This is a genomic window from Rhodoferax sp. (assembly GCF_028689305.1).
Classification (GTDB): Bacteria; Pseudomonadota; Gammaproteobacteria; order Burkholderiales; family Burkholderiaceae_C; genus Rhodoferax.
This window is the reverse complement of sequence record NZ_JAQTWM010000048.1, coordinates 1-26,004: the sequence shown is the minus strand read 5'-3', so window position 1 is coordinate 26,004 and position 26,004 is coordinate 1. Positions and strand designations below refer to the sequence as shown.

The following is a 26,004-nucleotide window of genomic DNA, read 5'->3' as shown; positions in this document are numbered from 1 at the left end:
AAAAGCTCGCTTTTGACCGTGCGCTGTTTCGCAGCTATGCAAGCTATCACAAAATTACCGCTGTATAAATACCCAGTTCATGTGCTAGCGCCACTGTTTTTGCCGTCGACCGGAACGTAATTTACACGGCAAGACTTGCAAAATATTCTGGCCGCTGCGTATTAATCTGGTCATAAATTCCTCCTGAAAGTGGCTTGCAGTCTAGCCCACAAGCCGATACATTGGATAAATAACCAGGTATAAATTTCTCATGAAACCCGGCACACCACCCCTGCAATCCACTCGCCTGCTAGACCAGTTGCGCGAGCGTATCCGGTACATGCACTATAGCCTCAGCACCGAGAAGGTTTATTTGTACTGGGTGCGATTTTTCATCCGCTGGCATGGCCGTGGCGGGCAGATGAAGCACCCGCGCACCATGGGTGCGCCTGAGATAGAGGCCTTTCTGACCATGCTGGCGACCGAGCGCAAGGCGTCCACCTCCACGCACAACCAGGCACTGAGCGCCTTGCTGTTTCTGTACCGCGAAGTTCTGAACATGGATTTGCCGTGGATGGATGGCATCAATCGGCCAGCGGCCAAGCGCCGGATTCCCAGTGTGTTGACCAAGGATGAGGTGGCTGGTTTGCTGGCCCAGATGGACGGTGTCACAGCCTTGTTGGCACGCCTGCTCTATGGCACGGGCATGCGCCTGATGGAAGGTATTCGCCTGCGTGTCAAAGACGTGGACTTTGACCGCCACGTCATCATCGTGCGCGAGGCCAAGGGCGGCAAAGACCGGGTGGTGATGCTGCCGCGTTCCCTGGTGCCTGCTATGCGCCTGCAATTGCTGGCAGCTCGGGCGGTGTGGGAGGCTGATCGACAAGCGCAACGTGGCGGGGTTGAAACACCGCATGCGCTGGAACAGAAATACCCCAAGGTAGGGCAAACCTGGGGCTGGTTCTGGCTGTTTCCATCGCCTACGCTTTCCGTTGACACGCGCAGTGGCGTGGAGCGGCGGCATCACCTGTTTGAAGAGCGTTTGCAGCGTTCACTCCAAAAGGCCGTTGCGCTGGCAGGCATTTGCAAGCCGGTGTCAGTTCACACCTTGCGCCATTCATTTGCCACCCACTTGCTGCAAGCGGGCACCGACATCCGCACGGTGCAAGAGCTGCTGGGCCACTCAGATGTGAGCACCACCATGATTTACACCCATGTGCTCAAGGTGGCCGCAGGCGGAACGGCCAGCCCGCTGGATGTGCTGGGTAGCCAAGTTTGACAATTGACTACGTTTGATGTGTTGTCAAAATGTTTCTACAATGTATAAACACCAACTTAAGAGTGTTTTATGGAAGCAGTCATTCGAAAATGGGGCAACAGTCTGGCGTTGCGCTTGCCGGCAGCAGCGTTGAAAGAAGCTGGGTATCAACTTGAACAAAAGGTGAATCTGGTCGTTTCACGCGGGCGGATTGTGATCGAGCCCTCTGAAAAAGTGGAATACGACCTGGATGCCATGGTGCAAGACATCACGGCCAGCAACATGCATTCAGAGTTCAGCTTTGGCCAGCCCGTGGGCCAGGAGGAATTTTGATGGTGATGCGTGCCTATGTGCCCGATGCTGGCGACGTGGTCTGGCTGGAATTCGACCCTCAGGCCGGACACGAACAAGCGGGTCATCGTCCGGCATTGGTCATCAGCCCAGCCAGCTACAACGGTAAAACCAGCTTGATGGTCTGTTGTCCCATGACCACCAAGATCAAGGGTCACCCTTTTGAGGTTCTCACCCAGGTCGATGGCGTTGATTGCGCGGTGTTGTCCGATCAGGTCAAGTCGCTTGACTGGAAGGTTCGCAAAGCCAAGAAGAAAGCGACCGTAAGCCCTCAGATCATGATTCATGTGCGTGCCAAGATGAAAGCGCTGCTCATGATCAGTTGAGCGCAATCGCCGTCAAGCTGCCGAAGCGACAGCTTCAACACTCCACAATATTTACCGCCAGCCCCCCGCGTGAAGTTTCCTTGTATTTGGTCTTCATGTCGGCGCCGGTGTCGCGCATGGTTTTGATGACTTTGTCGAGCGACACCACGTGGCTGCCGTTGCCTTGCAGGGCCATGCGGGCGGCGTTGATGGCTTTGACGGCACCCATGGCGTTGCGCTCGATGCAAGGCACTTGCACCAGGCCGCCGACCGGGTCGCAGGTCAGGCCCAGGTTGTGTTCCATGCCGATTTCGGCGGCGTTTTCCACTTGCGCCGGGCTGGCCCCCATGACAGCAGCCAGGCCGGCGGCGGCCATGGAGCAGGCCACGCCGACCTCGCCCTGGCAGCCGACCTCGGCCCCGCTGATCGAGGCGTTGAGCTTGTACAGCATGCCGATGGCGGCGGCGCTCATCAGGAAGTTGCTCACCTCGTCCATGGCCAGCTCTTGCCCGCGCAGGCCGCCGACGGGCACCACAAAGCGGTCGCAGTAGTGCAGCACCGCCGGAATTACGCCCGAGGCCCCATTGGTGGGCGCAGTCACCACCCGGCCACCCGAGGCGTTTTCTTCGTTCACCGCAAAGGCGTAGACGTTGACCCAGTCCAGCACGCTCAAAGGGTCGGCCAGGGTGCGCTCGGCGCGTTCGCGCAGTTGCGCGGCCAGCACCGGGGCGCGGCGTTGCACTTTGTAGGGGCCGGGCAGCTCACCCTGGCGGCTCAAACCGCGCTGCACACATTCACGCATCACGCGCCAGATGGTTTGCAGGCCGGTGTGAATCTCATCGTCACTGCGCCAGGTGCGCTCATTGGCCCACATCAGCTGGCTGATGCTCAAATTGTTTTGCTTGCAAAGTGAGAGCAGCTCCGCGCCGGATGTGAAGGGGTAGGGGACTTTTTGGTATTCAGTCAGCACCGCTTCGTTGGCCGCGCCTGCGGTCACCACAAAACCGCCACCGACGCTGAGGTACTTGGCGGCTTTGAGCGGCTGGCCTTGGGCATCGCGTGCGGTGAATGCCATGCCGTTGGGGTGCTCGGCTAGGGCTTCTCGGCGGTACATCAGCAGGTGTTCTTTTTCCACAAAGCGGATGCTGTGACCACCGGCCAGCGGCAGGGTCTGACTGGCGCGGGCCTGGGCGATCAGGCTGGGCACAGCATCCACATCCACCGTGTCGGGCGCGTGGCCCATCAGCCCGAGCATCACCGCCACGTCCGAGCCGTGGCCCTTGCCGGTGGCCCCGAGCGAGCCATACAGCTCGCAGGTGATGCTGCTGGTGTTGGTCAGCACCCCCTGCTGGGCCAGGGCCTGGACGAACAGGCTGGCGGCGCGCATGGGGCCCACGGTGTGGGAGCTGCTGGGGCCGATGCCGATTTTGAAAAGGTCAAAAACACTGATGGCCATGGTGGACGTGGTTGGGGTGGAAACGGTGACCCGCTGATAATGGCGGCATTGACATAGACCGGACAAGGAGGGTGTGTATGACGGGGACTTTGGACATCTTTGCGGACATGCCGCTGGACGTGGTGATTATGGCGGCGGGCAAGGGCACGCGCATGAAGAGCAAGCTGCCCAAAGTGTTGCACCAGCTGGCTGGGCGTGCCTTGTTACAGCATGTGGTGGATACGGCGGCGGCCCTGTCGGCACGCCAGGTGACGGTGATTACCGGTCATGGTGCTACAGAAGTAGAAGCATCATTAGCAAGTAATACGCGGGCTAGAGGTCAATTTGACTTGAATTTTGTGCGACAGGAGCCGCAGCTGGGGACGGGCCATGCGGTGCAGCAAACCGTGCCGGTGTTGCGTGACGATGGCGTGGTGGTGGTGCTGTCCGGTGATGTGCCGCTGACCCAGCCCGACACCTTGCAGCAACTCATTGCCGCCAGTGCTGGCACCAAGCTGGCGCTGCTGACGATTGATTTTGCCGACCCCACCGGTTATGGCCGCATCGTGCGCGAGGGTGACACGGTCAAGGCCATCGTCGAGCAGAAAGATGCCACGCCCGAGCAGCGCCGCATCACCGAGGTCTACAGCGGCATCATGGCGGTGCCCGCCGTGCGGCTGAAACAATGGCTGGCCCGGCTGGACAACAAGAACGCCCAGGCGGAGTACTACCTGACCGACATCGTCAAATTTGCCGTGGCGGACGGCGTGCCGGTGGTGGCGCACAAGACCAGTGACGCGGTGCAGGTGGCCGGGGTCAACAGCCCGGTGCAGCTGGCCGAGTTGGAGCGCGCTTACCAAAAGCGCATCGCGCACCAGCTCATGGAGCAAGGCGTGCGCCTGGCTGACCCGGCGCGGCTGGACGTGCGCGGCAGCCTGCAGTGTGGGCAGGACGTGTCGATTGACGTGAATTGTGTGTTTGAAGGCCAGGTGACACTGGGTGAGGACGTGAAAGTCGGCGCCAACTGCGTGATCAGGAACGCCAGCATCGCGGCAGGGGCCGTCATCCACCCGTTCACCCACATCGAAGGCGGCGCGCCTGGCAGCAAGGATGCCATCGAGGTGGGGGCCGGTGCGCTGATAGGCCCGTTTGCCCGCCTGCGCCCCGGTGCCAAGCTGGGGGCCGAGGTGCATATCGGCAATTTTGTCGAGGTGAAAAACTCCACCCTGGCCAAAGGGGCCAAGGCCAACCACCTGGCCTACCTGGGTGATGCCACGGTGGGCGAGCGGGTGAACTACGGCGCGGGGTCAATCACCGCCAACTACGACGGTGCCAACAAACACCGCACGGTGATCGAGGCTGACGTGCACATTGGCAGCAATTGTGTGTTGATCGCCCCGCTGACGATTGGTGCGGGCGGCACGGTGGGCGGCGGCTCTACCATCGCCAAAGACACGCCGCCGCTGGCGCTGACGGTGGCTCGGGCACGGCAGACCAGCATCCCCAACTGGAAGCGTCCCAGCAAACAAAAATGAGCGGATCGCAGACCTCCGCAGACGAACAGCTGGCGCGCCTGCAGGACGAGCTGGCAGCGGCCCGCGCCGAGTTGCAGGAATTCACCTACACCGTGTCGCACGATCTGCGGGCCCCGCTGCGCCATATCACCTCGTATGTGCAGGTCATCCAGGAGGACTGGTCCGATATGCCCGCCGATGTGGCCGACCATCTGGCCACCATCGAGCAGTCGGCCCAGCTATTGGCACGGCAGCTCGACGGTCTGACCCAACTGTCCCGGCTGGGTTTGCAGCCTCTGCAGCTGCAGGCGGTGGATGTCGGGGCGCTGGTGCAGGAGGTGGCGGCGGCGTTGACCCAGCGTCTGCCATCGTCACCGGTGCAATGGCAATTGGCCCGGGATGTGCCGCTGGTGCGGGCAGATGCTGGCTTGTTGCGGCAGGTGCTGATGCAGGTGCTGGACAACGCCCTCAAGTTCAGCCGCCACCGGGCGCCAGCGCAGGTGGCGCTGACATGGCAACTTTGCCCGGCCGATCAGCCGGCGGGTGTGCCGTTGTGTCAGATCCGTGTGTGTGACAACGGCGTCGGCTTCAACCCCGGGCAGGCGCAGGCCTTGTTCAAGGTGTTTGGTCGCTTGCACCCGGCGCGTGAGTTTGAAGGCCTGGGTCTGGGGCTGGTCACCAGCCGCAAGATCATGGGGCGGCTGGGGGGCAGCATTGGTATGGAGGCGGAGCCAGAACGCGGCTGTTGTGTCACGCTGCGCCTGCCGCTGGCTGAGGCGACGCCCTCAGAGTGAGCTTGGCAGCGGCACCCGGGCGCCGAACTTGCTGCGTTTGATACTGAAGAAGCTCTTGACGTTGCGCACATTGGCGTCGGCGGTGAACAGGCGTTGTGTCAGCGCCAGGTAGTCTGGCATGTCACGGGCATGCACCACCAGGCAGAAATCCGGCCCGGGAGACACCCGGTAACACTGCTGCACGGCGTCTTCCCTTAACACGCGCTGTTCAAACGCTTCCAGGGCCGCCTGATCCTGGCGGTCCAGCGTGATTTCCGCCATGGCGCACAGCCCGGGCCCGATCACGCTGGCGAGCCGGTCCAGGTTGAGGATGGCCAGTTCCCGCTCGATCAGGCCGGCCTCATGCAGGCGTTTGATGCGGCGCAAACAGGTGGGGGGGGAGATGTGCACCCGCGCGGCCAGCGCCTGGTTGGTCAGCGAGGCGTCCGTCTGCAGCAGGTTGAGCAGCTGCAGGTCAATGGTGTCAAGAACGGGAGCAGGCATCGTGGATGGGGTCGGGCGTGAATGTACTTATCCAGATCGGCAGGGGTGATGGCTGCTAATTTTATTCAAATGAAAGCCATAAATTTGAAACATTCATCCATATTGGGAAAATGGTGAAATTTATATTCAATTTAAATCAAAATTAGATTGCATATTTCGTTTGATGACTTTTACGATCCCCGCATCAACCAAGGAGCAATTTATGTGTGGCATTGTTGGCGCGGTTTCCAATCAAAACATCGTTCCCATCCTGGTGCAAGGCCTGTCCCGGCTGGAATACCGGGGGTATGACTCTTGCGGCGTGGCCGTGCATGCCAGCGGGTTGCAGCGCGCCCGCAGCACCTCACGGGTTGCCGAGTTGATGGAACAAATCCAGTCCAGCCAGTTGGCCGGTCACACCGGCATTGCCCATACCCGCTGGGCCACCCACGGTGCACCGGCGGTGCACAACGCCCACCCGCATTTCAGCCATGGCCCTGGCAGTGATGCGGTCAGCCGCCCGGGGCGTATTGCGCTGGTGCACAACGGCATCATCGAGAACTACGAAGAGTTGCGTGTGGCCCTGCAGGCCAAGGGGTATGTGTTTCAGAGTCAGACCGACACAGAGGTGGTTGCCCACCTGATCGACAGTCTGTACGACGGGGATTTATTTGAAGCGGTGAAAACCGCCTTGGGCTCGCTACACGGGGCTTATGCCATTGCGGTGTTTTGCAAGGATGAGCCGCTACGCCTGATTGGTGCGCGCTCGGGCTCCCCTCTGATCCTGGGGGTTGGCGCAGACGGGCAGTCCCACTACCTCGCCAGTGATGCCATGGCTCTGGCTGGTGTGACCGATCAGATCGTGTATCTGGAAGAAGGTGATGTGGCCGATCTCCAGCTGGGCAAATACTGGCTGGTTGACAAGGCCTTCAAGCCTTTGACCCCGGCACAGCGCCCGGTGAAAACGGTGCATGCCCACAGCGGCGCGGCCGAACTGGGACCGTACCGCCATTACATGCAGAAAGAGATTTTTGAGCAGCCGCGCGCCATTGCCAACACCCTGGACGGTGTCAACAACATCATGCCCGAGCTGTTTGACGGCGCCAGCACCAGTGCGGCGCGGGTGTTCAAGGACATCGACTCGGTGCTGATCCTGGCTTGCGGCACCAGTTATTACAGTGGCTGTACCGCCAAATACTGGCTGGAAAGCATCGCCAGGATTCCCACCCAGGTCGAGGTGGCCAGCGAGTACCGCTACCGCGACTCGGTGCCCAACCCGCGCACCCTGGTGGTCACCATCACCCAGTCGGGTGAAACTGCCGACACCCTGGCGGCGCTGCGCCATGCGCAAAGCCTGGGCATGACCCACACGCTGACCATTTGCAACGTGGCCACCAGTGCGATGGTGCGCGAATGCGAGCTGGCCTACATCACCCGCGCCGGGGTCGAGATTGGTGTGGCATCCACCAAGGCCTTTACCGCCCAACTGGCCGGTTTGTTTTTGTTGACCCTGGCACTGGCGCAGTCACGCGGCCTGCTCAGCGAGGCCGAAGAAGCCCGCCACATCAAGGCCATGCGCCATCTGCCCACTGCCTTGCAGGCCGTGCTGGCGTTGGAGCCGCAGGTGATGGCCTGGGCGCAGGACTTTGCGCCTAAGGAAAACGCGCTGTTTCTGGGGCGTGGCCTGCACTACCCGATTGCGCTGGAAGGTGCCCTCAAGCTCAAGGAAATCAGCTACATCCATGCGGAAGCCTATCCGGCCGGTGAACTCAAACATGGCCCGCTGGCACTGGTGACCAGCGCCATGCCGGTGGTGACGGTGGCCCCCAACGACGCTTTGCTGGAAAAACTCAAGAGCAACATGCATGAGGTGCGTGCCCGCGGCGGCGTGTTGTATGTGCTGGCCGATGCCGATTCCAACATTGAAAGTGATGAGGGCCTGCACGTGATCCGCATGCCTGAGCACTATGGCGAGCTGTCACCCATGCTGCATGTGGTGCCCTTGCAATTGCTGGCTTATCACACCGCCTGCGCCCGCGGCACCGACGTGGACAAGCCACGCAATCTGGCCAAATCGGTGACGGTGGAGTGATCAGTCGGCGGTTTTGTTCCCATTTTGCAGCGGTTTTCCGTCTGCCATCCCCCATTTGGGGGATGGCAGACAAGATGACGTTACGCCAGAATCAGCAATTGCAGTCCAAATTGCGTATGTCTGCATGAGCGCGGGGGTGTGTCTTTTGAACCGATGACGCTCAGAGTGTGATGCAAGATATCGGGGGGCAACCATGCGTTCCAAAGAATCTGCCACGATCCTTGTTGTTGATGACGAGGTGCGCAACATCAAACTGTTGGAAACCTTGTTGCAGGTAGACGGTTATGTCACGGTGTCGGCCAAAAACGGTCGAGATGCGCTGGCGCTGGCGATTGCCGATCCGCCTGATCTGATCCTGCTTGACCTCATGATGCCGGACATGGACGGCTTCGAGACCACGGCCTTGCTCAAGGCTGATCCCCGCACCCAAAACGTGCCGGTCATTGTGGTTTCCTCGCTGGAGGACCGGGCATCAAAACTGCGCACGCTGCAAGCGGGTGCTGAAGAATTTCTGACCAAACCGATTGATCGGGCTGACCTCAAGGTGCGTGTCAGAAACCTGCTGCGGCTCAAGGAATACGGCGATTTTCTGGCCAACCACAATCGCATTCTTGAAGAACAGGTGCAGCAACGTACCGCACAACTGCACGAAGCCAATCGCGAAACCATCTTCACACTGGTGCGCGCGGCGGAACACAAGGACGAAGAAACAGGGCATCACGTGCGGCGCATCAGTCACTTCTGCCGTGAACTGGCCCGTCACCTGGCTTTGGGGGCGGAGTTTTCAGAGATGATCTTTTTGGCCAGCCCGATGCATGATGTTGGAAAAATCGGCATCCCGGACCATGTCCTGCTCAAGCCCGGCCAGCTTTCCGAGCAGGAATGGGTCATCATGAGAACCCACTGCGTACTGGGGGCCAACATTCTGTCCAATGGGAGCTCTCCCTGCATCCAGATGGGCTGTGAGATCGCCCTCAACCATCACGAACGCTGGGACGGCAGTGGTTATCCCCAAGGCATCGGTGGCAAGGCCATCCCGCTGGCCGCACGCATCATGCAGATCTGTGATGTTTACGATGCGTTGCGCAGCCGGCGCCCCTATAAGCAGCCGTTTGAACATCCGCTTACCGTGAAGATCATCAGTCAAGGTGATGGGCGCGTACACCCCGGACACTTTGACCCTGAAGTGCTGAGCTGCTTTGTTCAACAGGCTGACCTGTTTGCCGCCATTTACGAGCAATATCGTGACGCCTGATACCCCCCCATCTGGCGAATTGCCCTTTCTTGCGACCTATGGTCCTGAGCGTAGTGACCGTCGTGCCGCGCTGGCTGTCTTGATGATGTCGCTGGTGGTTTTTCTGGTCATGGCGCCTTTCGCCAAAGTTGCGTTGCCGCAGATCCAGGCCTTTCTGCCCATCTATCAATCCGCCATTGTCGTGATCGAAGTGATCACGGCGACCCTGCTTTTTGGGCAGCATGGCATCTACCGGTCCAAGAACCTGGCTGTATTGGCCAGTGGTTACCTGTTTAGCGCCATGATGGCCGTTTCTCATGCCCTCAGCTTTCCTGGACTTTTTGCGCCAGCAGGCCTTCTTGGTGCCGGAACCCAGACCACGGCGTGGATTTATTTTCTCTGGCATGGGGGCTTTCCCCTGTTTGTCATCGCTTACGCTCTGATCAAGGATGACCACCGTGTACCGGTCTTATCCAACGGCCATTTTTTTTGGGTGGTGCTGCCCTATGTGATCGGGGTATTTGTCCTGGTGGGTGGACTGACGTTGCTTGCCACGAGGCAAGGCGTTTTGCCGGTGATCATGGCGGGGGATGTCGATGCATCGGCCAAGGTGATTGTGGCCACGATGGTCTGGTTGTTCGGTTTCGCCGCTTTGGTGATTCTGTGGCGGCGCCGGCCACATTCGCTGCTTGACCTGTGGCTGATGGTGGTCATGTGTGTCTGGATCTTCGATAGTGCCCTGGCTGCCGTTCTCAATCACGGTCGTTACGACCTGGGGTGGTATGCCGGGCGCATCTATGGTTTGCTGGCTTCCAGCGTTGTTCTCATGGCGCTGTTGCTGGAAAACGGCAAACTCTATGCCCAGCTAGCCGACTCTCATCACAGGGAACGCGGAAAGACCGCTGACTTGCAGCGTCTGACCGCTGAGCTGGGCTCCGTCAACAACCTGTTGGCTGAAAAAAATCAGCAATTGGAGCAGGGGAGCAGGCTGAAATCGGAGTTTCTTGCCAACATGTCACATGAACTGCGCACACCGCTGAACGCCATCATCGGTTTCTCGGAAGTGCTCAAGGACGGGCTGATCGGCGAGATCACGGCTCAGCAACGGGAGTTTGTCAGTGACATCTTTGACAGTGGCCAGCATTTGCTGTCGCTGATCAACGATATTCTTGACCTGTCCAAGATCGAGGCTGGCAAGATGACGCTTGATCTCGACCCGCAGGACGCGGATGTCTTGTTGGCCAACAGTTTGCTGATCATCAAGGAAAAGGCGGCGGCTCACGCCATCGAGCTGCAACTGGATATCGCCGAGCCACTCGGCCCGCTATCGCTGGATGCACGGAAAACCAAACAGATTGTTTTTAATCTGCTCTCCAACGCGGTGAAGTTCAGTGGTCATCATGGCCGGGTGACATTGCGAGTCCAAAAGGTGACGCGCTCAGCCATCGAAGGCTGGACCACACCGCAGCCAACCAGCCTACGCATGCCACTGCCACCCAATGCCTTCGCGGAGTTTCTGGAAATTGCGGTACTTGATACCGGCATTGGCATTGCTGCAGAGGATGCGTCGCGTCTTTTTCAGGCATTTTCGCAGCTCGATTCCTCCTTGTCCCGCGAGTCAGAGGGCACCGGACTGGGGTTGGCCCTGATCCTGAAGCTGACGCGTTTGCACGGCGGGACCGTGGCACTGGCCAGCACCTTGGGGCAGGGTTCCACATTCACTGTCTGGCTGCCCTGGCGCGAAGTGGAGGCGCAGGCCGGGGGCGCAGAACAAACGGTGCCTGTGCCAGCCGTGCCCGGCGTCGGCCGCAGGCTGGCGCTGGTCATTGAAGACAACGAGCGTGCCGCCGAGCTGATTCGCCGGCAACTGGAGCCGGAAGGATTTGAGATCGTGCTCGCCGCCAATGCCAAGGAGGGCCTCGAATGGCTGGCAAAGCGTGAGCCGGCGGTCATTCTTCTCGACATCCTTTTGCCTGACATGGATGGTTGGGATTTGTTGGCACGGCTCAAACAGGCGGGTTCACCTGCCGCTCATATTCCTGTGGTCATCGTGTCGATCATTGCAGATGCCCGCAAAGGGTTTTTTCTGGGTGCCAGTGCCGTATTACAAAAACCGGTGGCACGTGAGGAGTTGCTGGAGTCACTCCAGAAGCTCGGACTGGCAAAAGCCAATCACGTGCTCAAGGTGCTGGTGGTTGATGACGACCCCAGAGCCGTGGACTTGCTTGGCGCCTATTTGGCCGAGCCCGGCTATACGGTGTTGCGGGCCTATGGCGGCAAGGAAAGCATTGCCATGGCGCAGCGGGAGCAGCCCGATCTGTTGGTGTTGGACTTGTTGATGCCCGAAGTGAACGGGTTTGATGTCGTTGAAGCGCTCAAGCGTAGTCCCGAAACAGCCGCCATTCCCATCATCGTGGTGACTGCCAAGACCCTCCTGGAGGAAGACCACATGGCGCTGAATGGCTGCGTCGCTTCGATCCTGGAGAAGGGCAGCTTCAATCATGCCCATTTCATCAACGAGGTCCAGCGCGTGCTCAAGACAAACCAGGGCGTCAACCCATGACCGCGCAAATCCTGGTGGTGGAAGACACGCCCGCCAATATGAAGTTGGTCAGCTTGTTGCTTGGCAAGGCGGGTTATCGGGTGCTGCAGGCCAATAACGCCAGGGACGGCATGGCATTGGCCCAGGTGCATCTGCCTGATTTGATCCTGATGGACATCCAGCTGCCCGGCATGGACGGCTTGACGGCGACCCGCCTGCTCAAAGAGTCGCCCGCGACCGCTCAGATCAGGATTGTTGCCCTTACCGCCTTTGCGATGCAAGGGGACGAGGAGCGAATCCTTGCAGCTGGTTGTGACGGCTACATTGCCAAACCGATCCAGTACAAGAACTTTCTGGCGGAGGTTCAACGGATGCTGCCAGCCAGCCCGTCATTCAAATGATGTGGCCTGCGGCTTGGCCACTGGTTTGCCAGCGGCAACCCAGGCGTCATAACCGCCGGCAATGGATTGGACGTTCAGGTAACCCATGTCGTGCAGCGCGGCAGCGGCCAGGGCGGCCCGTCCGCTGGTTTTGCAATACAGCACGATCTTGAGATCGCGTGATTGCAAGGCCGGCATGCCGCTGAAGCGAAATTCCAGCAGACCCCGCGAGATGTGGATCGCCCCGGGCAAATGGCCGGCGGCAAATTCATCCGATTCGCGAACATCGACCAGCACATCCGCATCGCGGACGGCCTGTTCGGCGGCGTCAACAGGGATTTCCTGCACGCGGGTTTTGGCGGCGGCGACGAGATCGTGAGCGGTTTTCATCAGGATTTCCTTTTTTGACTTGTGAATGACAAACGTTGCCCCAGCCAGCGGGTGACATGGGCCAGCCCTTGATGGCCCGGACCTTCTGACAAGGTGGTTTCACCATGCCAGGCCAGCACCGGGGACAGCAGACCTGCAAAGTCGGTAGTCAATTGCTCAGGCGTGTAGAGCATGTCCACGTCCTTGGGGCCGCCACTGGCGTGGGCCAGCTGGGCGGGGTGGAAGGCTTCCAGGATCAGCCAGCCACCTGGTTTCAGGCCGTGTGCCAGAGCCTGGTGGGCACGCTGGCGAAAAGCGCTGGGCAAATGGGTATAGATCAGCACAACGGCATCCACGCTGGTTTCGGCAGGCGCCCAGTCCGCCAGGTCGACCAGCTGGGTGTTCAGCGGGACACCGCGTTGGGCTGCCAGCTCGGCGGCTTTGCCCAGTCCGACGGCTGAGCTGTCCACCGAGGTCACGCCATGCCCCTGCCCGGCCAGCCAGACACCGTTGCGTCCCTCACCATCACCGGGGACCAGAATCTGACTGGCCGGCGCCAGGCGAGCTGCACAGTCACGCAAAAACGCATTGGGTTCGGTGCCGTATTTGAAGCCGGGTTCGGAAAAGCGCTGATCCCAAAAATTCATGTGTCTGGTCTGTTGGGCCGGGGGGAGCCTGCAGTTTAAACCGGGACGAAAAGCCCGCCGCGCTGTGGTGCCAGACGACATGTATTCCCAAATTTTTGTTAAAAATCCATATCAATTCCCATTGAGTGAGAAATATTTGTTTGCGGTGGAGCAGTGGCGACGGATACTTTGCCCATGTCTCTGGTTTCTCATCCTGTTTCTGCGGTTGATCGCGCCCTGTCAGTCCTGGCCACGCTGGCACAGCAGGGCTGCGCCATGACGGCGGTGGAATTGATGGCCATGACGGCACTGAGCCAAAGCACCTTGTACCGGCAATTGGCCACCTTGAAACGCTGGGGGTTCGTGCTGGAAGTGGAGGGCCGTTATGCGCCGGGGCCGTTGAGTTTGCAACTGGCGCTGGGCTTTGACATGTCGTCACATCTGGTGCAGCTGGCCCGCGCCGACATGCTGGCGCTGGCGCAGCAATCGCAAGAGAGTGTGGGACTGGTGGTGGCCGTGAACGGTCAGGCCATCTGCGTCGACATGGTCGAGAGCCAGCAGGCGCTGCGTTGTTCGTTTGAGAAGGGGCGCAGTGTGCCGCTGCAACCCAAGGGCGCGTCGGCCAAGTGTTTGTTGGCACATCTGCCCAAAGGCGTGGCTGCTGCCTTTCAGAGCCCGCAGCAGCCCGATGTGGTGCTGCTGGATCAAGCCGCCGAGTTGGCCGCGATCCGCCAGACGGGTTATGCGGTCAGTGACAGTGAGGTGGACCCCGGTGTCTGGGGTGTCAGCGTGCCCCTGTTCGGCATTGGTAAACGCGCGTTGGGGGTGTTGACCCTGATGGCGCCCAGTGTGCGGGTGCGCGACAGACAGGCGGCCCTGATTCAAATGACGGTTGTGACCGCCGCCCGGATTTCCCGTAGCTTGAGTTCCTAGGAGGCGGTCTGATATGAACTGGCAACAGGTTCGACTGGACGACGTGCCACCCAGCCCCTGGCGCAATGGCGGCGGGGTCACACGGGAACTGCTGGCCTGGCCGGACTCGAAAGACTGGCTGTGGCGCCTGTCGGTGGCTGAAGTGGCGCACAGTGGGCCGTTTTCCTGCTTTGCGGGTGTGCAACGCTGGTTTGCCGTGCTGGGCCAGGGTGGGGTGCGCCTGACGTTGCGTGGCCAGTCACACGAGTTGACCTGCCACAGCGCGCCCCTGTGTTTTGATGGGGCCGAGCCGGCTGATTGCGAGCTGCTGGACGGTGCCACGCAGGACTTCAACCTGATGGCGCGCAGCTCTCGGGCCACGGCCCGGATGATGCGGGTTTCGGGTCATTTCTGCATCATGCTGGATGCTGCAAAAACAATAGCTATCTATGCAATCAATTCGCGGGCAGAGCTGCATTTTGATGATCAATCTTTGGCGGTTCCCGCCAACACCCTGGTGTGGCAGGCGCTGCCTGCCGGCGGGGCATTGCAGCTGCGCGGGACGGACTTTTTGTGGATGGAGATGGCGCCATCCGGGTGAGCCCGCCCAGGTGCGCCATGCGGATGTCCAACCCTTTTGAACGGTGAAACTTGATGACTTTGACACTACATGCCGGTACCGTGCCCCTGCTGGTAAGCATGCCGCATATCGGAACGGACTTGCCCGAAGCATTGCGCGACGCCTATGTGCCGCGCGCCCTGGGGCTGGAAGACACCGACTGGCACTTGGCGCAGTTATATGACTTCCTGCCCGAGCTGGGGGCCAGTGTGCTGATGCCGCGTTATTCGCGTTATGTGATTGACCTGAACCGGCCGGCCGATGATGCCCCCATGTACCCCGGTGCCGCCAACACCGAGTTGTGCCCGACCCATTTTTTCACCGGTGAGGCGCTTTACCAGCCAGGCTGCGAACCCACCCCGCAGGAGCGGGCCTGGCGTCGCGAGACCTATTGGAAGCCCTACCATGCGGCGCTGGCCGCCGAGTTGCAGCGAATCCAGGCCGTTCATGGCTACGCCCTGTTGTGGGACGCGCACAGCATCCGCTCGCAGATTCCCTGGCTGTTTGACGGCCGCCTGCCGGGCTTGAACATCGGCACCGCCGATGGCGCCAGCGCCGACCCCACGATTGCGGCGGCGGTCGTGTCGGCTGGTGCCGCCGCTGCAGGCGTCAGCCATGTGCTCAATGGCCGTTTCAAGGGCGGCTACATCACCAGGCATTACGGCCGGCCCGAGCACGGGGTGCACGCCGTGCAGCTGGAGATGTGCCAGCACCTCTACATGCGTGAAGCACTGCCGTTTGACTACGACGAGCAGAAGGCCCGCGCCATCCGGCCGGTGATCCGGGCCATGTTGAGTCAGGCGCTGAGCGCCTGCCGGAGCCTCTATGCCTGATCAACAAGAACAACGGTTTTTTGCGGCCAACGCCTGGGTCGACGGCGCCTGGGCCCGGGATGTGCTGCTGACCGTGGATGCCAGCGGCACGTGGCGCGACATCCAGACCAACACCACGCCAGACCTGGCGTTGGCGGTGACGCGGCTGGACGGCCCGGTGCTGCCCGGCCTGGTCAATGCCCACAGCCATGCTTTCCAGCGTGCCATCGTCGGGCTGACCGAGCGGCGCTCGGGTACCGGGGCTGCACTCCGTGATGACTTCTGGAGCTGGCGTGATCGCATGTACTCGGTGGCCCGGCGCGTCACCCCCGATCAGCTGGAGCAGATCGCCGCCATGCTGTATGCCGAGCTGCTGGCCGGTGGTTACACCCAGGTGTGTGAATTCCATTACCTGCACCACGCGGCGGATGGCCAACCGCAGGCCGATCCGCTGGCGATGTCGCTGGCGCTGGTGCGGGCGGCGCAACGCGTGGGCATCGGGCTGACCCTGCTGCCCACCCTGTACATGCGCGCCGGGTTTGGCGCCCCTGGCCTGCGCGAGGACCAGCGCCGTTTTGCTTCCACCCCCGACAGCTTGCTGCGGCTGGTGCAGGACTTGCAGGCCCAGACAGCGGCGGCCCCCCGGGTCAACATCGGCGTGGCCGTGCATTCCTTGCGGGCCGCCGACGCTGCCGCCGTCAAGGACGTAGGCGCCTGGGCCAGCCAGGCGGGCTGGCCCATCCACATCCATGTGGCGGAACAGACCCAGGAGGTGGCGGATTGCTTCGCCCACACCGGGCAGCGCCCGATCGAATGGCTGCTGGCGCACTTGCCCGTGAATGAGCACTGGAACCTGGTCCATGCCACCCACACCACGCCGGCGGAATTGGCCGCGGTGCGCGCCAGCGGGGCCGCCATTGTCATTTGTCCCAGCACGGAGGCCAATCTGGGCGACGGGGTGTTCGACTACACCGGGTATGCCCAGGTGGGGGGCCGCTGGTCCATCGGGTCGGACAGCCACGTCACCCGCTGCTGGAGTGAAGAACTGCGCCTGCTGGAGTATGCCCAGCGCCTGACGCAGCGTCGGCGCAATGTGGCCACCCAGACCGGGTCATCGGCCAGTTCGGCGGCAGTCTTGTTTGAGGCGGCCTTGGCGGGCGGGGCGTCGGCCACTGCCAGGCCGCTGGGCGCGTTGGCGGTCGGGCAGCGCGCCGACTTCCTGGTGCTGGATGTCCAGGCCGACGCCCTGCTGGGGGTACCGGCCGGGCATTGGCTGGATGCGCTGGTGTTCTCCAGCCCGGACGCACGCTTTCGTTCGGTCCATGTGGCGGGCCAACCGGTCATCCGGGACGGCACCCTGGCCGATGCAGACGCCTGGCAGCGCATCAGGCAGGACTTTGTGCGGACCATGCGGCAGTTGTGGTCCGCCTGAGGCCGTGGCCTCAGGCCACGGCCGCTGTCACCACCCGGTTGCGGCCACTGGTCTTGGCCCGGTACATGGCCTCATCGGCACGCTGCAGCAGGGTCTGCAGGCTGTCATTGGCCAGATCGGCAGCGGCCACGCCCAGGCTGGCCGAGATGTGCTGGATATGCCCCTGCGGCAGCTCAAAGATCAGATTGGATAAGTCGCTGCGCAGCTGTTCGGCGATCTCCTGCGCTGATTCGATCTGGGTGTCTGCCAGCAGCAGGGCAAACTCCTCACCACCGAGCCGGCCGCAGATGTCGGCAGAGCGAAAACTGGTCTGCAGCAGCTCTCCCACCTGGCGCAGGACCATGTCGCCGGCCTGGTGGCCATGGGTGTCGTTGATGTCCTTGAAGTGGTCAAGGTCCATGGCCAGCACACACAGCGGACGCTGGTTGCGCTGGCAGTAATTGAGCAATTGTTCGGCCCGCTCAAAAAAAGCCCGCCGGTTGTTGATGCCGGTGAGCACGTCGGTTTGTGCCGCATGTGAGGCAATGCGGTGCGCCAGCGCCATTTCATGGGTCAGCCTGAAAGAGTTTTGCAGGGCCACGGACAGTTCCCGGGTGGCCCGCACCACCGATGCCGAGAACAGCAGGACGGCCAGGGCCAGGCCTCGTTGCAACAGCGAAGGCTGCACCAGCAGCCAGGTCGTGCAGGGCAGCAGCACCAGGCCGACAGCTGACAGGGTCATGGACCGATAGGCTGAATAAGTGGACACCGCGCTGCCGGCCATGCCGACCGTGAACATCATGGTGATGGCCTGTAGCAGCAGCTCACCATCAGCCATCAGCACCAGCGCACCGATGCCCCAGATGCCGGCCGACAGCAGCAGCGTGAGCCAGTAGACCCGCTCCCAACGCGAGGGAATGCGCAGACGCTCAGGTGTCCGGAAGTAGGTCAGAAACATCACCAGCCGCAGCAGGCTGCTGGCGCCCAGCAGCGCCAGCCAGGTGTGAATGACGTTGTGGCTGCCGCCCAGGTTCCAGTGCAGCCAGCCCAGGATGCAGGCCGCCACAAAACTGCCAAAGGTGGCAAAGAATGACTGGCGAAACAGCAGGTGCAACTGGTCCGTGCGGACTTCCTCGGCAATCACCCGCGCCGGATCTGACGTCGGCGCAGGCGGCTCCAGGGACTTGACGGAGGTCAGCTTGGCCATCGTGCCTGGCTCGGTGCATCACTTTGGTGCATTAAGCTGGGTTGACCTGTGGTTGCCGGGGCCAAGAATGGCTGAAGGTTGTGCGTCGTCATGGGCTGGTCCTGGGCATCGGTGTGGGCGAGGTCATTGAACGATGGTCCATCATGACACAGCCTTGGGGGATTTGCCACCTTGGGCGGCAGGCTGATCACCGGTCTAAAGCGAAAGGAAGGCTCAAAAAAACCTTTTTTTGAAAATAGGCCTAAATTACCCCCTATTTCTGCCGTTAAAGAACCTACGAACGGAGGAAAGACCCAGACCCATTCTGTCGCCTGAAGCACCATGCAACTACCAAACATCGATCGAATCCAGAGCGTACGGCCCATCGCCGTAGAGTCTGCTGCGCTGACGACGGGGCGTGTTGTACCGGTGGCGCCAGTGAATCCGGGGCAGCAGGATCCCGTGGCCATCGAGCCCACACCCAGCGTCATCAACATGATCCACCAGGCCGACAAGCCCAGTGTGGGCGAGGGGGTCTACAGCAGTGTGTCCGATCCTGGCCGCCGTGGGTCAGAGGCGGCAACCTCGGCCAAGGACTGGACCATTCACCGTCCGGCACCGGAAAAGGTTCAGGACCCACCGCCGGAGCCCATTTCCAAAATCCTGCTGGATCACATCAAATCACTGTGGCTGGCCAGCGCCAGCGCGGTACAGGTGCAGCAGCAGGTCAAAAACCAGGTGGAACCCACGCAGCCCGGGGCCAATGTCGCCCAAGGCGTGCTGGTGAGTGAGGTGTACACCTACTCACCGACCAAGATCAACAAGACGGAAAAGCCGCAGAACTGATTCAGACGCTGGTGGCGGGCAAGGGGCTGCTGCGCACCGTGTAACGCGCGTTGGCTCCGTCGGGTAATTTCTCCAATTGCCACAGGCGGCTGTGAAAAGTCGCGATGCTGGGTTTGTGTGCTATTGAAACAATAGCGCCATTGGCTTGTTTGATGTGGGATAGAAGCGTTTTATAGATCAAACTCTCGGTTGAATCATCCAGCGCGCTGGTGGCTTCATCGGCAAACACCCAAGCCGGTTTTTTCAGCAGCACACGGGCCACCGCCAGCCGCTGCTGCTCGCCGCCCGAGAGCGTCTGGCTCCAGGCGGCGACGTCGTCGAGCCGCTCCGCCAACCCAGGCAGCAGCGCATGGTGCAGGGCAGCTCGGAGCTGTTCGTCGGTGTACTGCGCTGGGCTTTGCGGGTAAGCCAGCGCATCACGCAGCGGGCCGTTCGGGAAATACGGCCGTTGCGGCATGAACATGCTGTTGGCAGGCAACTGCAGCTGGCCGCGGGCAAAGGGCCAGATGCCTGCCAGCGCCCGAAACAGGGTGGACTTGCCGGCCCCCGACGGCCCTTGCAGCAGGATGCGGTCGCCGGCTTGGGCCTGAAGCTCGGCCTGGTCCAGCAGGACACTGCCGTCGGGCAGGGTCAAGTGCAGGTCATGGCTTTCAAGTGCTGCTGAATCGATAGCGTTTAACGATTGTTCCGTGCGGGCTAGGGCCTGAAAAGACGCTTCAAAACTGGTCAAGCGGTCGGTTGTGGCACGCCATGCCGCCAGGCTGCTGTAACTGTCGACAAACCAGCTTAAGGACCCTTGAACCTGGCCAAAGGCGCTGGAAATCTGCATCAGCTCCCCCAACTGGATGGCGCCGCTGAAAAAACGCGGGGCCGCCACCACAAACGGAAACACCACGGCGGCCTGGCCAAAAAAACTGGTGAACCAGACCAGGTTTTTCTGCGCCTTGATCAGCGCCAGCGTGTTGCCCAGGACCCGGTTGAAGCGGGCATCGAGCTGGCCGCGCTCCACGGTCTCGCCGCGGTCCAGCGCAATGGCTTCGCTGTATTCACGCACCCGCACCATGTGGTGGCGAAAGTCTGCCTCCAGGCGCTGTTGCTCAAAATTGAGCCGGATCTGCGGCCGCCCGATGTAATGTGTCAGCACACTGCCGGCGGCGCAGTACAGCACCGCCATCCACACCATGAACCCCGGGATATTGACCGTGCTGGCGCCCACGCTGAAAGCGAAGCCGCCTGACAGCCCCCACAGGATGCCGACAAAACTGGCCAGTGTGACCACGGCGTTGAGCAGCCCCATGGTCAGCGACACGGTGTAGGTGGTGAACTGGCTGATGTCTTCCTGAATCCGCTGGTCGGGGTTGTCGGGGTTGCCGGTGCCGGGCTGGCTGGCAAACCGGGTCAGCTCTAGCTGGTAAAACGCCCGGTTGGCGAGCCAGCGGTCCAGATAGTGGCTGGTCATCCAGCTGCGCCAGCGCAGTTCCAGCATCTGGGTCAGGTAAAACTTGTAGACCGCGATGATGATGAAGCCAAACGCCAGGTAGGTGAAGCGCCCCAGCTGGGCCCAGAACACGCTGGCGTTTTTTTCCTGCAGAGCGTCGTAAAACAGCTTGTTCCAGTCGTTGAACAGCACCGACATGTAAACCAGCGCCAGGTTCAGCGCCACGATGGCTGCCAGCAGCGCCCGGGCCTTCCATTTCTGCTCCGAGGCAAAGTAGGGCCGCGTCAACGCCCAAGTCTGGTGCAGGAAGGTTTTGAAGGCAGAGATTTTTTCGGTCAGTGTCATGGCGGTTGAAGTCCAGCAAACAGGAAGCAAGACGCGATGCTAACCGCGCCACGCGGGTGGTCGGCAGTTGCAGGCGGCGCGGGGTAGCTTCAGCCGCGCATCAGCCCGTCGAGCCGGGCATCCCAGGCCAAGCCGGGGAAGAGCTGGTCCAGCTCGCCGGGATTCAGGCCCTGGGTGCGGCGCAGCACTTGCGCCAGCACGGCGCGGAAGTCGTGGTGCACCGGCAGGTCGCGGCCTTCATGCAGCTGGTCGGAGGCCAGGCCCTGCCATTGGCCGTGCCAGCGCCCGCCCTGGACCGCGTCGCCCAGCAGCCAGAGTGCGTTGCCGTGGCCGTGGTCGGTGCCGCGGGTGCCGTTTTCAGCACTGGTGCGGCCAAATTCGCTGACCACCAGCACCACGTCATGGGGGGCCGAAAAGTCACGCCGCAATTGCACCAGGGTGGCCGCCAGATTGGCCAGGTTTTGCGCCAGCGCCCCGGTGACGCCGCCTTGGTTGGCGTGGGTGTCCCAGCCACCGGCTGACAAAAAGCCCAGCCGCAGCCGGCGGTCCTGGCGCATCAGGGTGCCCAGGTGGCGGGCATCGAGCAGCAGGCCCTTGGCCGGGCCGGCCCCGTTGTCTGCGGCTGCCATCTGGCGGCTGAGGCTGTCTGGCAGGGCGGGCGTTGCCTCGGCAGCCGTCAGGGTCTGGGCCGTGTGCATGCGGCTGTCCGCCCCGGCGCGAAAGGCTTTGGACAAGGCGTCTTCTCCGGCATACAGGCGCAGCACGGCATCGCGGGTGAGGGGTTCTCCCAGCGCGCCGGTGCGGGTAGCGGCCTGCCCGCTGGGAACCAACTGCACCGGCGCGGTGCCGGCCAGTATCTGCGGGTTGGCCTCACCGACGCCGAGGGCCCGGGTGGGCGGGCGCAGGCCGGCCAGGGTGTTCATCCAGCCGTCCGCCGCGCTGGCTTTGCCGGGGCGGCCAATTTCCCAGTGGTGCTGGGCTTCAAAGTGGGAGCGGGTGGCGTCGGGTGAGCCGGCGCAGGGAATCACACCCAGCACACCTTGTTGCCACAGCGGCAGCAGGGGGGCCAGCGCCGGGTGCAGGCCAAAGCTGTTGTCCAGCTTGAGTGCGGTTTGGGTGCTGCCGTCGGGTGCGGCAATCGCCAGGGTGGGCCGCAGCCGGTAATAGTTGGCGTCCCCATATGGCACCAGCGCCGACAGACCGTCATAGGCGCCACGCAGAAACACCACCACGAGTCGGCCATCGGCCTCGCTTTGTGAGCTTTTTTGGGCTCTAGCCCGCGTGTTGATTTCCTGAGTAGCTCCTGATTGCATAGCGATTTGAGCGAAACCCGGCATCGCGTAACCGGCGCCCAGGCTCAGCAAGGTTTGCAGCAGCTGGCGGCGTGGCAGTGGCTGGTGTGTTGACATGGCGTGCTCCGGGTTTATTTGTACATGAAGTCCGGGCTGGCGAGCAGCAGTCCCCCGCGCAGGAGCGGGCGTTCCTGGGCAATGGTGGCCTGGGTGCTGGTGCTCATGAATGGCATCAGATAGTCCAGCTGCGGCTGAGCACGGGCCAACCCCATGGCAAAGTCGGCGCGGCGCGTCAGGGCTTCCGGCGCCAGCCAGGTGGCGGCGTCAAAGGCATAACCGTCGGGTGTTGGCCAGCCGTGCAGGGGCTGGCCGGCACCGGCCAGGTAAGCCGCCGCCAGCACCAGGCTGCGGCGGTCAGCCGCGGCGGCACTTTGGGTGGTGGTCAGGGCCGAGCAGGCAAAGTCCATCGGGGTCTTGAACAGGCGGTTGTCCGGCGCCCAGAAGTCGGCGGAACGCAACAGGGTGGCCAGGACGGCGCTGATGTCGCCCTGCGTGGCCAGAAAGGTCTGGCTGAGTTGTTGGACCAGCGCCGGTGGGGGGGTGTCCGCGACAAAAAACTGCGCCAGCCGCAGGCTGATGCGCTGGGCCGTGGCCGGGTGGCGCGCCAGCAGGCGAATGGCGGCCACGCCTTCGGCCTCACCGGCAGACTGGGCGTTGGCCGGAAAGGTGTGCCCCAGGACCTGTTTGCTGCCGGTGTCGTGCAAGCGGGGGGCAAAACGAAAACCGGACTCGTCTTTGGGGGTCACGGTCCAGCCGGTCAGCACGCGGGCCAGCTCGCGCACGTCGGTCTGGCGGTAGCCGCCGTTGACACCCAGGGTGTGCAACTCCATCAACTCGCGGGCGTAGTTTTCGTTCAGGCCGCGGGCCTGGCCCTGGGCACTGGGGGTGCCGTCGGCCACACTTTGGGCCTGGTCCAGGTACAGCAGCATGGCCGGGTGGCGGGCACTGGCCAGCAGCAGGTCCTCGAACTGGCCCAGGGCGTGGGCGCGGATCGCGTGGATCAGGTAATGCCCGACAAAAGGCCGCACCGCGCCTTTGCCGATAAAAACATTGAGGTGGTTGAACCAGAACTCGGTCATGCGGGCCAGTAGCGGGTGTTCGAGTTCGGGCAGGCTGCAACTGCTCAGGCGCCAGGCCGCTGTTTGCATGGTCAGTCGCAGTGAGAAGGTCTCTGGCGTGTTGGCCACGGTGGTGTCCATGCGGCGCAGCGCGGCAGCGTCGACGGCGGGCAGTTTGTTGTCCTGGGCGCTTGGGCTGTCCTTGACTTTCAAGCGCCATTCGCGTTCGCGCCGGGCACCATCGGCCAGTTGTGGCAAGGAGGCATTGAAGTCCGCCAGATCCGGGGCGATGATCGGCGGGCGCTGGCTGGCGGCGTGGGCGAGGCCGATTTGTTTCACGGCCCAGTCCTGCGGACTGGCCTCGGTCTGGATGGCCGCCAACAAGGCTGGACTGGGGCCGTAGCCGACCCGTGAGAGGGCGCGCCAGATCAGGCGGTTGGTGGGCGTTGGGGTTGTATCGGCATCGGTGGTCTGCGCCAGGGCGGCCCGCACGCCCAGCAGCGAGGCGGGTGCCGCCAGGGTGGCCAGCCGGGCGGCCGACCACAGCAACTGGCGGCGCGGCAGGTCCGTGCGGGTGGCATGGGAGGCCGTTGGGGAGGACGATGCCTTGACGTTCATGGAGGTGCCCGATCCAAAAATGTGTCACTCAAGCGCCTTTCAACGCCTGAGGGGGTGCGGCCGCCGACGCCGCTTGGCGACTTTACAAAGCTTTTACATCCAGGGCACGTGCGCCGGCTCTGCGTGAGGTGTCAGTTGCGCACGCCGCTGGCCACATGGCCCGAGGGCACGTGCTGCGCGGCAGATTCGATGTGGCCGGTCTGATCGTCAAAGAAGAAGTCTGGCTCAAACTCGCGCAGGAACTCCCCCTTGGGCAGGCCGCCCAGGAACAGGGCTTCATCCACCTCGATGTTCCAGTCCATCAGGGTGCGGATGGCACGTTCGTGCGCCGGTGCGCTACGGGCGGTGATCAGGGCCGTGCGGATGCGCATGGCTGGGGTGCCGGCGTCCTGCAGGCGTTGCAGCGCCACCAGCAGTGGTTTGAATGGGCCGTCGGGCAGGGGCTGGGTGGCTTTGTCGATTTCGTGTTGTTGAAACGCCTGCAGCCCCTGGGCCTGATAGACACGTTCGGCTTCGTCGCTGAACAGCACCGCGTCGCCGTCAAAGGCAATACGCACTTCGGATGGATGGGCGTTGCTGGCGTGGGCGGAGTGCGGGTAGACCTGGGCGGCGGGCACACCGGCGTCCAGCGCGGCGCGCACGTCGCTCAAATGGGTGCTCAGGAACAGGTTGGCGTGCAGCGGTTTCAGGTAGCGCCAGGGGGACTGGCCGCGGGTGAACGCCCCCCGCTCGATGGGCAAACCGTAGTGCCGGGCCGAGCGGAACACCCGCATGCCCGAGACCGGGTCGTTGCGCGAGAGGATGACCACCTCGACCGGGGCGTTGGCGTCTGGCGTCTGGTTGAAGGCCAGCAGTTTTTGCACCAGCGAAAACGCCACGCCCGGGGTGGCCGGTGTGTCAAGCCGCTGGAGCTGCAGCGCCATGTAGGCCCGGTCATCCGTTTGTTCGAACACCCGGTTTTCTTCCTCGAAGTCAAACAACGCCCGGCTGGAGATGGCCACCACCAGTTTGCCGTCAAGGGTTTTTGCCATGGTGATCTCCAAAGGTTGGGTGTTATTGCTGTAAAAACATCCGGTACACCGGGTTGGCGGTTTCTTCCACATAAGGGTAGCCCAAGGTGGTCAGAAATTCGGCAAAAGCCTGGTCATCACGCGCCGGCACCTGCAAGCCGACCAGGATGCGGCCATAGTCGGCGCCCTGGTTGCGGTAGTGGAACAGGCTGATGTTCCAGTCCTGGTGCATCAGGTTGAGGAATTTGAGCAGGGCGCCGGGACGCTCCGGGAACACAAAACGCAGCAGGCGTTCATCTTTGGACAGCGCAGAACGTCCGCCCACCATATAACGGATGTGTTCTTTGGCCAGATCGTCGTGGGTCAGGTCCAAGGTCTCAAAATGGTGTCGGGTCAGGTGCGCGGCGATTTTGCCGGACTCGCCCTTGGCGCCTGTGGTCAGACCGACGAACACATGGGCCTTGTTGGCGTCACTGATGCGGTAGTTGAACTCGGTGACGTTGCGCAGGGACTTGGCGCCACCAAAGCTGGGCAGGTTGCTGATCAGTTCACACAGGCGCCGGAAGCTGCCGTGTTCTTCAGGAATGGTCACGGCAAACAAGGCTTCACGTTCCTCCCCCACTTCAGCCCGTTCGGCGACAAAGCGCAGGCGGTCAAAGTTCATGTTGGCACCGCACAGGATGGCCGCGTAGGTTTCCCCCTTGGTTTTGTGTTTGGCGACGTATTGTTTGATGGCTGCCACGGCCAGGGCGCCGGCGGGCTCCACAATGCTGCGGGTGTCGATAAAGATGTCCTTGATGGCGGCGCAGGCGGCATCGGTATCGACGGTGATGTATTCGTCCACCAGCTCGCTGGCGATGCGGAAGGTCTCTTCACCCACCAGCTTGACGGCGGTGCCGTCGGAAAACAGGCCGACATCGGCCAGGGTGACGCGTTGCTTGGCAGCAACCGACTGGATCATGGCGTCGGAGTCGTTCATCTGCACGCCGATGATCTTGATGCGCGGGTCCACGGCCTTGATGTAGTTGGCCACGCCGGCCACCAGGCCGCCGCCGC

The 26,004-nt window shown here is 62.1% G+C and carries 24 protein-coding genes; 14 read left to right on the top strand and 10 right to left on the bottom strand.

What is annotated here, in order from left to right; translation table 11 throughout:
- The first annotated feature begins 250 nt into the window (after window positions 1–250).
- The 3 genes from PHW99_RS11135 to mazF all read left to right on the top strand — a co-directional run bounded on the left by PHW99_RS11135 (window position 251) and on the right by mazF (window position 1,914).
- Entirely contained in the window at window positions 251–1,258 is a 1,008-nt protein-coding gene (locus PHW99_RS11135; RefSeq protein ID WP_300177097.1) for an integron integrase, read from the top strand.
- Between the two features lie 69 nt (window positions 1,259–1,327).
- A complete protein-coding gene (locus tag PHW99_RS11130; protein WP_300177094.1) occupies window positions 1,328–1,570 on the top strand; it encodes a PbsX family transcriptional regulator in 243 nt (80 codons plus the stop codon).
- Complete coding sequence (gene mazF / locus PHW99_RS11125) at window positions 1,570–1,914, top strand: endoribonuclease MazF (RefSeq protein ID WP_300177091.1); 345 nt, start codon at window positions 1,570–1,572, stop codon at window positions 1,912–1,914. The genes PHW99_RS11130 and mazF overlap by 1 nt, the downstream gene beginning before the upstream one ends.
- A 34-nt stretch (window positions 1,915–1,948) precedes the next feature.
- On the opposite strand, the gene PHW99_RS11120 is transcribed toward mazF, so the two are convergent.
- Entirely contained in the window at window positions 1,949–3,349 is a 1,401-nt protein-coding gene (locus PHW99_RS11120) for an L-serine ammonia-lyase (RefSeq protein ID WP_300177088.1), read from the bottom strand.
- Between the two features lie 77 nt (window positions 3,350–3,426).
- On the opposite strand from PHW99_RS11120, the gene glmU reads away from it, so the two are divergent.
- Together glmU and PHW99_RS11110 are read left to right on the top strand one after the other, a co-directional pair.
- Entirely contained in the window at window positions 3,427–4,863 is a 1,437-nt protein-coding gene (gene glmU, locus PHW99_RS11115) for a bifunctional UDP-N-acetylglucosamine diphosphorylase/glucosamine-1-phosphate N-acetyltransferase GlmU (protein ID WP_300177085.1), read from the top strand.
- Complete coding sequence (locus PHW99_RS11110) at window positions 4,860–5,636, top strand: ATP-binding protein (RefSeq protein ID WP_300177082.1); 777 nt, start codon at window positions 4,860–4,862, stop codon at window positions 5,634–5,636. The genes glmU and PHW99_RS11110 overlap by 4 nt, the downstream gene beginning before the upstream one ends.
- Here the strand turns inward: PHW99_RS11110 and PHW99_RS11105 are convergent.
- Window positions 5,628–6,119: an Lrp/AsnC family transcriptional regulator gene (locus PHW99_RS11105; protein ID WP_300177079.1), complete on the bottom strand. Its 492-nt coding sequence runs from the start codon at window positions 6,117–6,119 to the stop codon at window positions 5,628–5,630. The two genes, PHW99_RS11110 and PHW99_RS11105, sit on opposite strands and share 9 nt — an antisense overlap.
- A 202-nt stretch (window positions 6,120–6,321) precedes the next feature.
- Here PHW99_RS11105 and glmS point away from each other — a divergent pair, with 202 nt between their 5' ends.
- The 4 genes from glmS to PHW99_RS11085 all read left to right on the top strand — a co-directional run bounded on the left by glmS (window position 6,322) and on the right by PHW99_RS11085 (window position 12,367).
- Window positions 6,322–8,190, top strand: coding sequence for a glutamine--fructose-6-phosphate transaminase (isomerizing) (glmS, locus tag PHW99_RS11100; protein WP_300177076.1), 1,869 nt, complete (start codon window positions 6,322–6,324; stop codon window positions 8,188–8,190).
- Between the two features lie 193 nt (window positions 8,191–8,383).
- On the top strand, window positions 8,384–9,445 hold the full coding sequence (locus PHW99_RS11095; RefSeq protein WP_300177072.1) for an HD domain-containing phosphohydrolase: 1,062 nt from the start codon (window positions 8,384–8,386) through the stop codon (window positions 9,443–9,445).
- Entirely contained in the window at window positions 9,435–11,987 is a 2,553-nt protein-coding gene (locus PHW99_RS11090) for a response regulator (protein ID WP_300177069.1), read from the top strand. Before PHW99_RS11095 ends, PHW99_RS11090 begins: the two co-directional genes overlap by 11 nt.
- Complete coding sequence (locus PHW99_RS11085; protein ID WP_300177066.1) at window positions 11,984–12,367, top strand: response regulator; 384 nt, start codon at window positions 11,984–11,986, stop codon at window positions 12,365–12,367. The genes PHW99_RS11090 and PHW99_RS11085 overlap by 4 nt, the downstream gene beginning before the upstream one ends.
- Here the strand turns inward: PHW99_RS11085 and PHW99_RS11080 are convergent.
- Both PHW99_RS11080 and PHW99_RS11075 read right to left on the bottom strand, forming a co-directional pair.
- The gene (locus PHW99_RS11080; protein WP_300177063.1) at window positions 12,356–12,736 is read right to left on the bottom strand and encodes a rhodanese-like domain-containing protein; all 381 of its coding nucleotides are present in this window, start codon (window positions 12,734–12,736) and stop codon (window positions 12,356–12,358) included. The two genes, PHW99_RS11085 and PHW99_RS11080, sit on opposite strands and share 12 nt — an antisense overlap.
- On the bottom strand, window positions 12,736–13,362 hold the full coding sequence (locus tag PHW99_RS11075) for a class I SAM-dependent methyltransferase (protein WP_300177060.1): 627 nt from the start codon (window positions 13,360–13,362) through the stop codon (window positions 12,736–12,738). Before PHW99_RS11075 ends, PHW99_RS11080 begins: the two co-directional genes overlap by 1 nt.
- 174 nt (window positions 13,363–13,536) lie before the next feature.
- Here PHW99_RS11075 and PHW99_RS11070 point away from each other — a divergent pair, with 174 nt between their 5' ends.
- The 4 genes from PHW99_RS11070 to PHW99_RS11055 are packed head-to-tail and all read left to right on the top strand — an operon-like array spanning window position 13,537 to window position 17,116.
- Complete coding sequence (locus PHW99_RS11070) at window positions 13,537–14,274, top strand: IclR family transcriptional regulator (protein WP_300177057.1); 738 nt, start codon at window positions 13,537–13,539, stop codon at window positions 14,272–14,274.
- Window positions 14,275–14,287: 13 nt separating this feature from the next.
- Window positions 14,288–14,854, top strand: coding sequence for a HutD family protein (locus PHW99_RS11065; protein ID WP_300177054.1), 567 nt, complete (start codon window positions 14,288–14,290; stop codon window positions 14,852–14,854).
- 53 nt (window positions 14,855–14,907) lie between these two features.
- Window positions 14,908–15,705, top strand: a complete 798-nt coding sequence (gene hutG / locus PHW99_RS11060; RefSeq protein WP_300177051.1) for an N-formylglutamate deformylase — start codon at window positions 14,908–14,910, stop codon at window positions 15,703–15,705.
- Complete coding sequence (locus PHW99_RS11055; RefSeq protein WP_300177048.1) at window positions 15,698–17,116, top strand: formimidoylglutamate deiminase; 1,419 nt, start codon at window positions 15,698–15,700, stop codon at window positions 17,114–17,116. The genes hutG and PHW99_RS11055 overlap by 8 nt, the downstream gene beginning before the upstream one ends.
- A gap of 10 nt (window positions 17,117–17,126) precedes the next feature.
- On the opposite strand, the gene PHW99_RS11050 is transcribed toward PHW99_RS11055, so the two are convergent.
- Complete coding sequence (locus PHW99_RS11050; protein WP_300177045.1) at window positions 17,127–18,302, bottom strand: GGDEF domain-containing protein; 1,176 nt, start codon at window positions 18,300–18,302, stop codon at window positions 17,127–17,129.
- Window positions 18,303–18,623: 321 nt separating this feature from the next.
- Between PHW99_RS11050 and PHW99_RS11045 the strand changes: the two genes are divergently transcribed.
- On the top strand, window positions 18,624–19,127 hold the full coding sequence (locus PHW99_RS11045; protein ID WP_300177044.1) for a hypothetical protein: 504 nt from the start codon (window positions 18,624–18,626) through the stop codon (window positions 19,125–19,127).
- A gap of 1 nt (window position 19,128) precedes the next feature.
- On the opposite strand, the gene PHW99_RS11040 is transcribed toward PHW99_RS11045, so the two are convergent.
- From PHW99_RS11040 to ilvA, 5 genes are all read right to left on the bottom strand, one after another.
- On the bottom strand, window positions 19,129–20,910 hold the full coding sequence (locus PHW99_RS11040; RefSeq protein WP_300177041.1) for an ABC transporter ATP-binding protein/permease: 1,782 nt from the start codon (window positions 20,908–20,910) through the stop codon (window positions 19,129–19,131).
- Window positions 20,911–20,999: 89 nt separating this feature from the next.
- The gene (locus PHW99_RS11035; protein WP_300177038.1) at window positions 21,000–22,319 is read right to left on the bottom strand and encodes a DUF1501 domain-containing protein; all 1,320 of its coding nucleotides are present in this window, start codon (window positions 22,317–22,319) and stop codon (window positions 21,000–21,002) included.
- 14 nt (window positions 22,320–22,333) lie between these two features.
- Entirely contained in the window at window positions 22,334–23,938 is a 1,605-nt protein-coding gene (locus tag PHW99_RS11030) for a DUF1800 domain-containing protein (protein ID WP_300177035.1), read from the bottom strand.
- 131 nt (window positions 23,939–24,069) lie between these two features.
- Complete coding sequence (locus tag PHW99_RS11025; protein WP_300177031.1) at window positions 24,070–24,969, bottom strand: 5'-nucleotidase; 900 nt, start codon at window positions 24,967–24,969, stop codon at window positions 24,070–24,072.
- Between the two features lie 22 nt (window positions 24,970–24,991).
- Window positions 24,992–26,004, bottom strand: a 1,013-nt coding sequence (ilvA, locus tag PHW99_RS11020; RefSeq protein WP_300177028.1) for a threonine ammonia-lyase, biosynthetic, incomplete at its 5' end; no start/stop codon positions are given.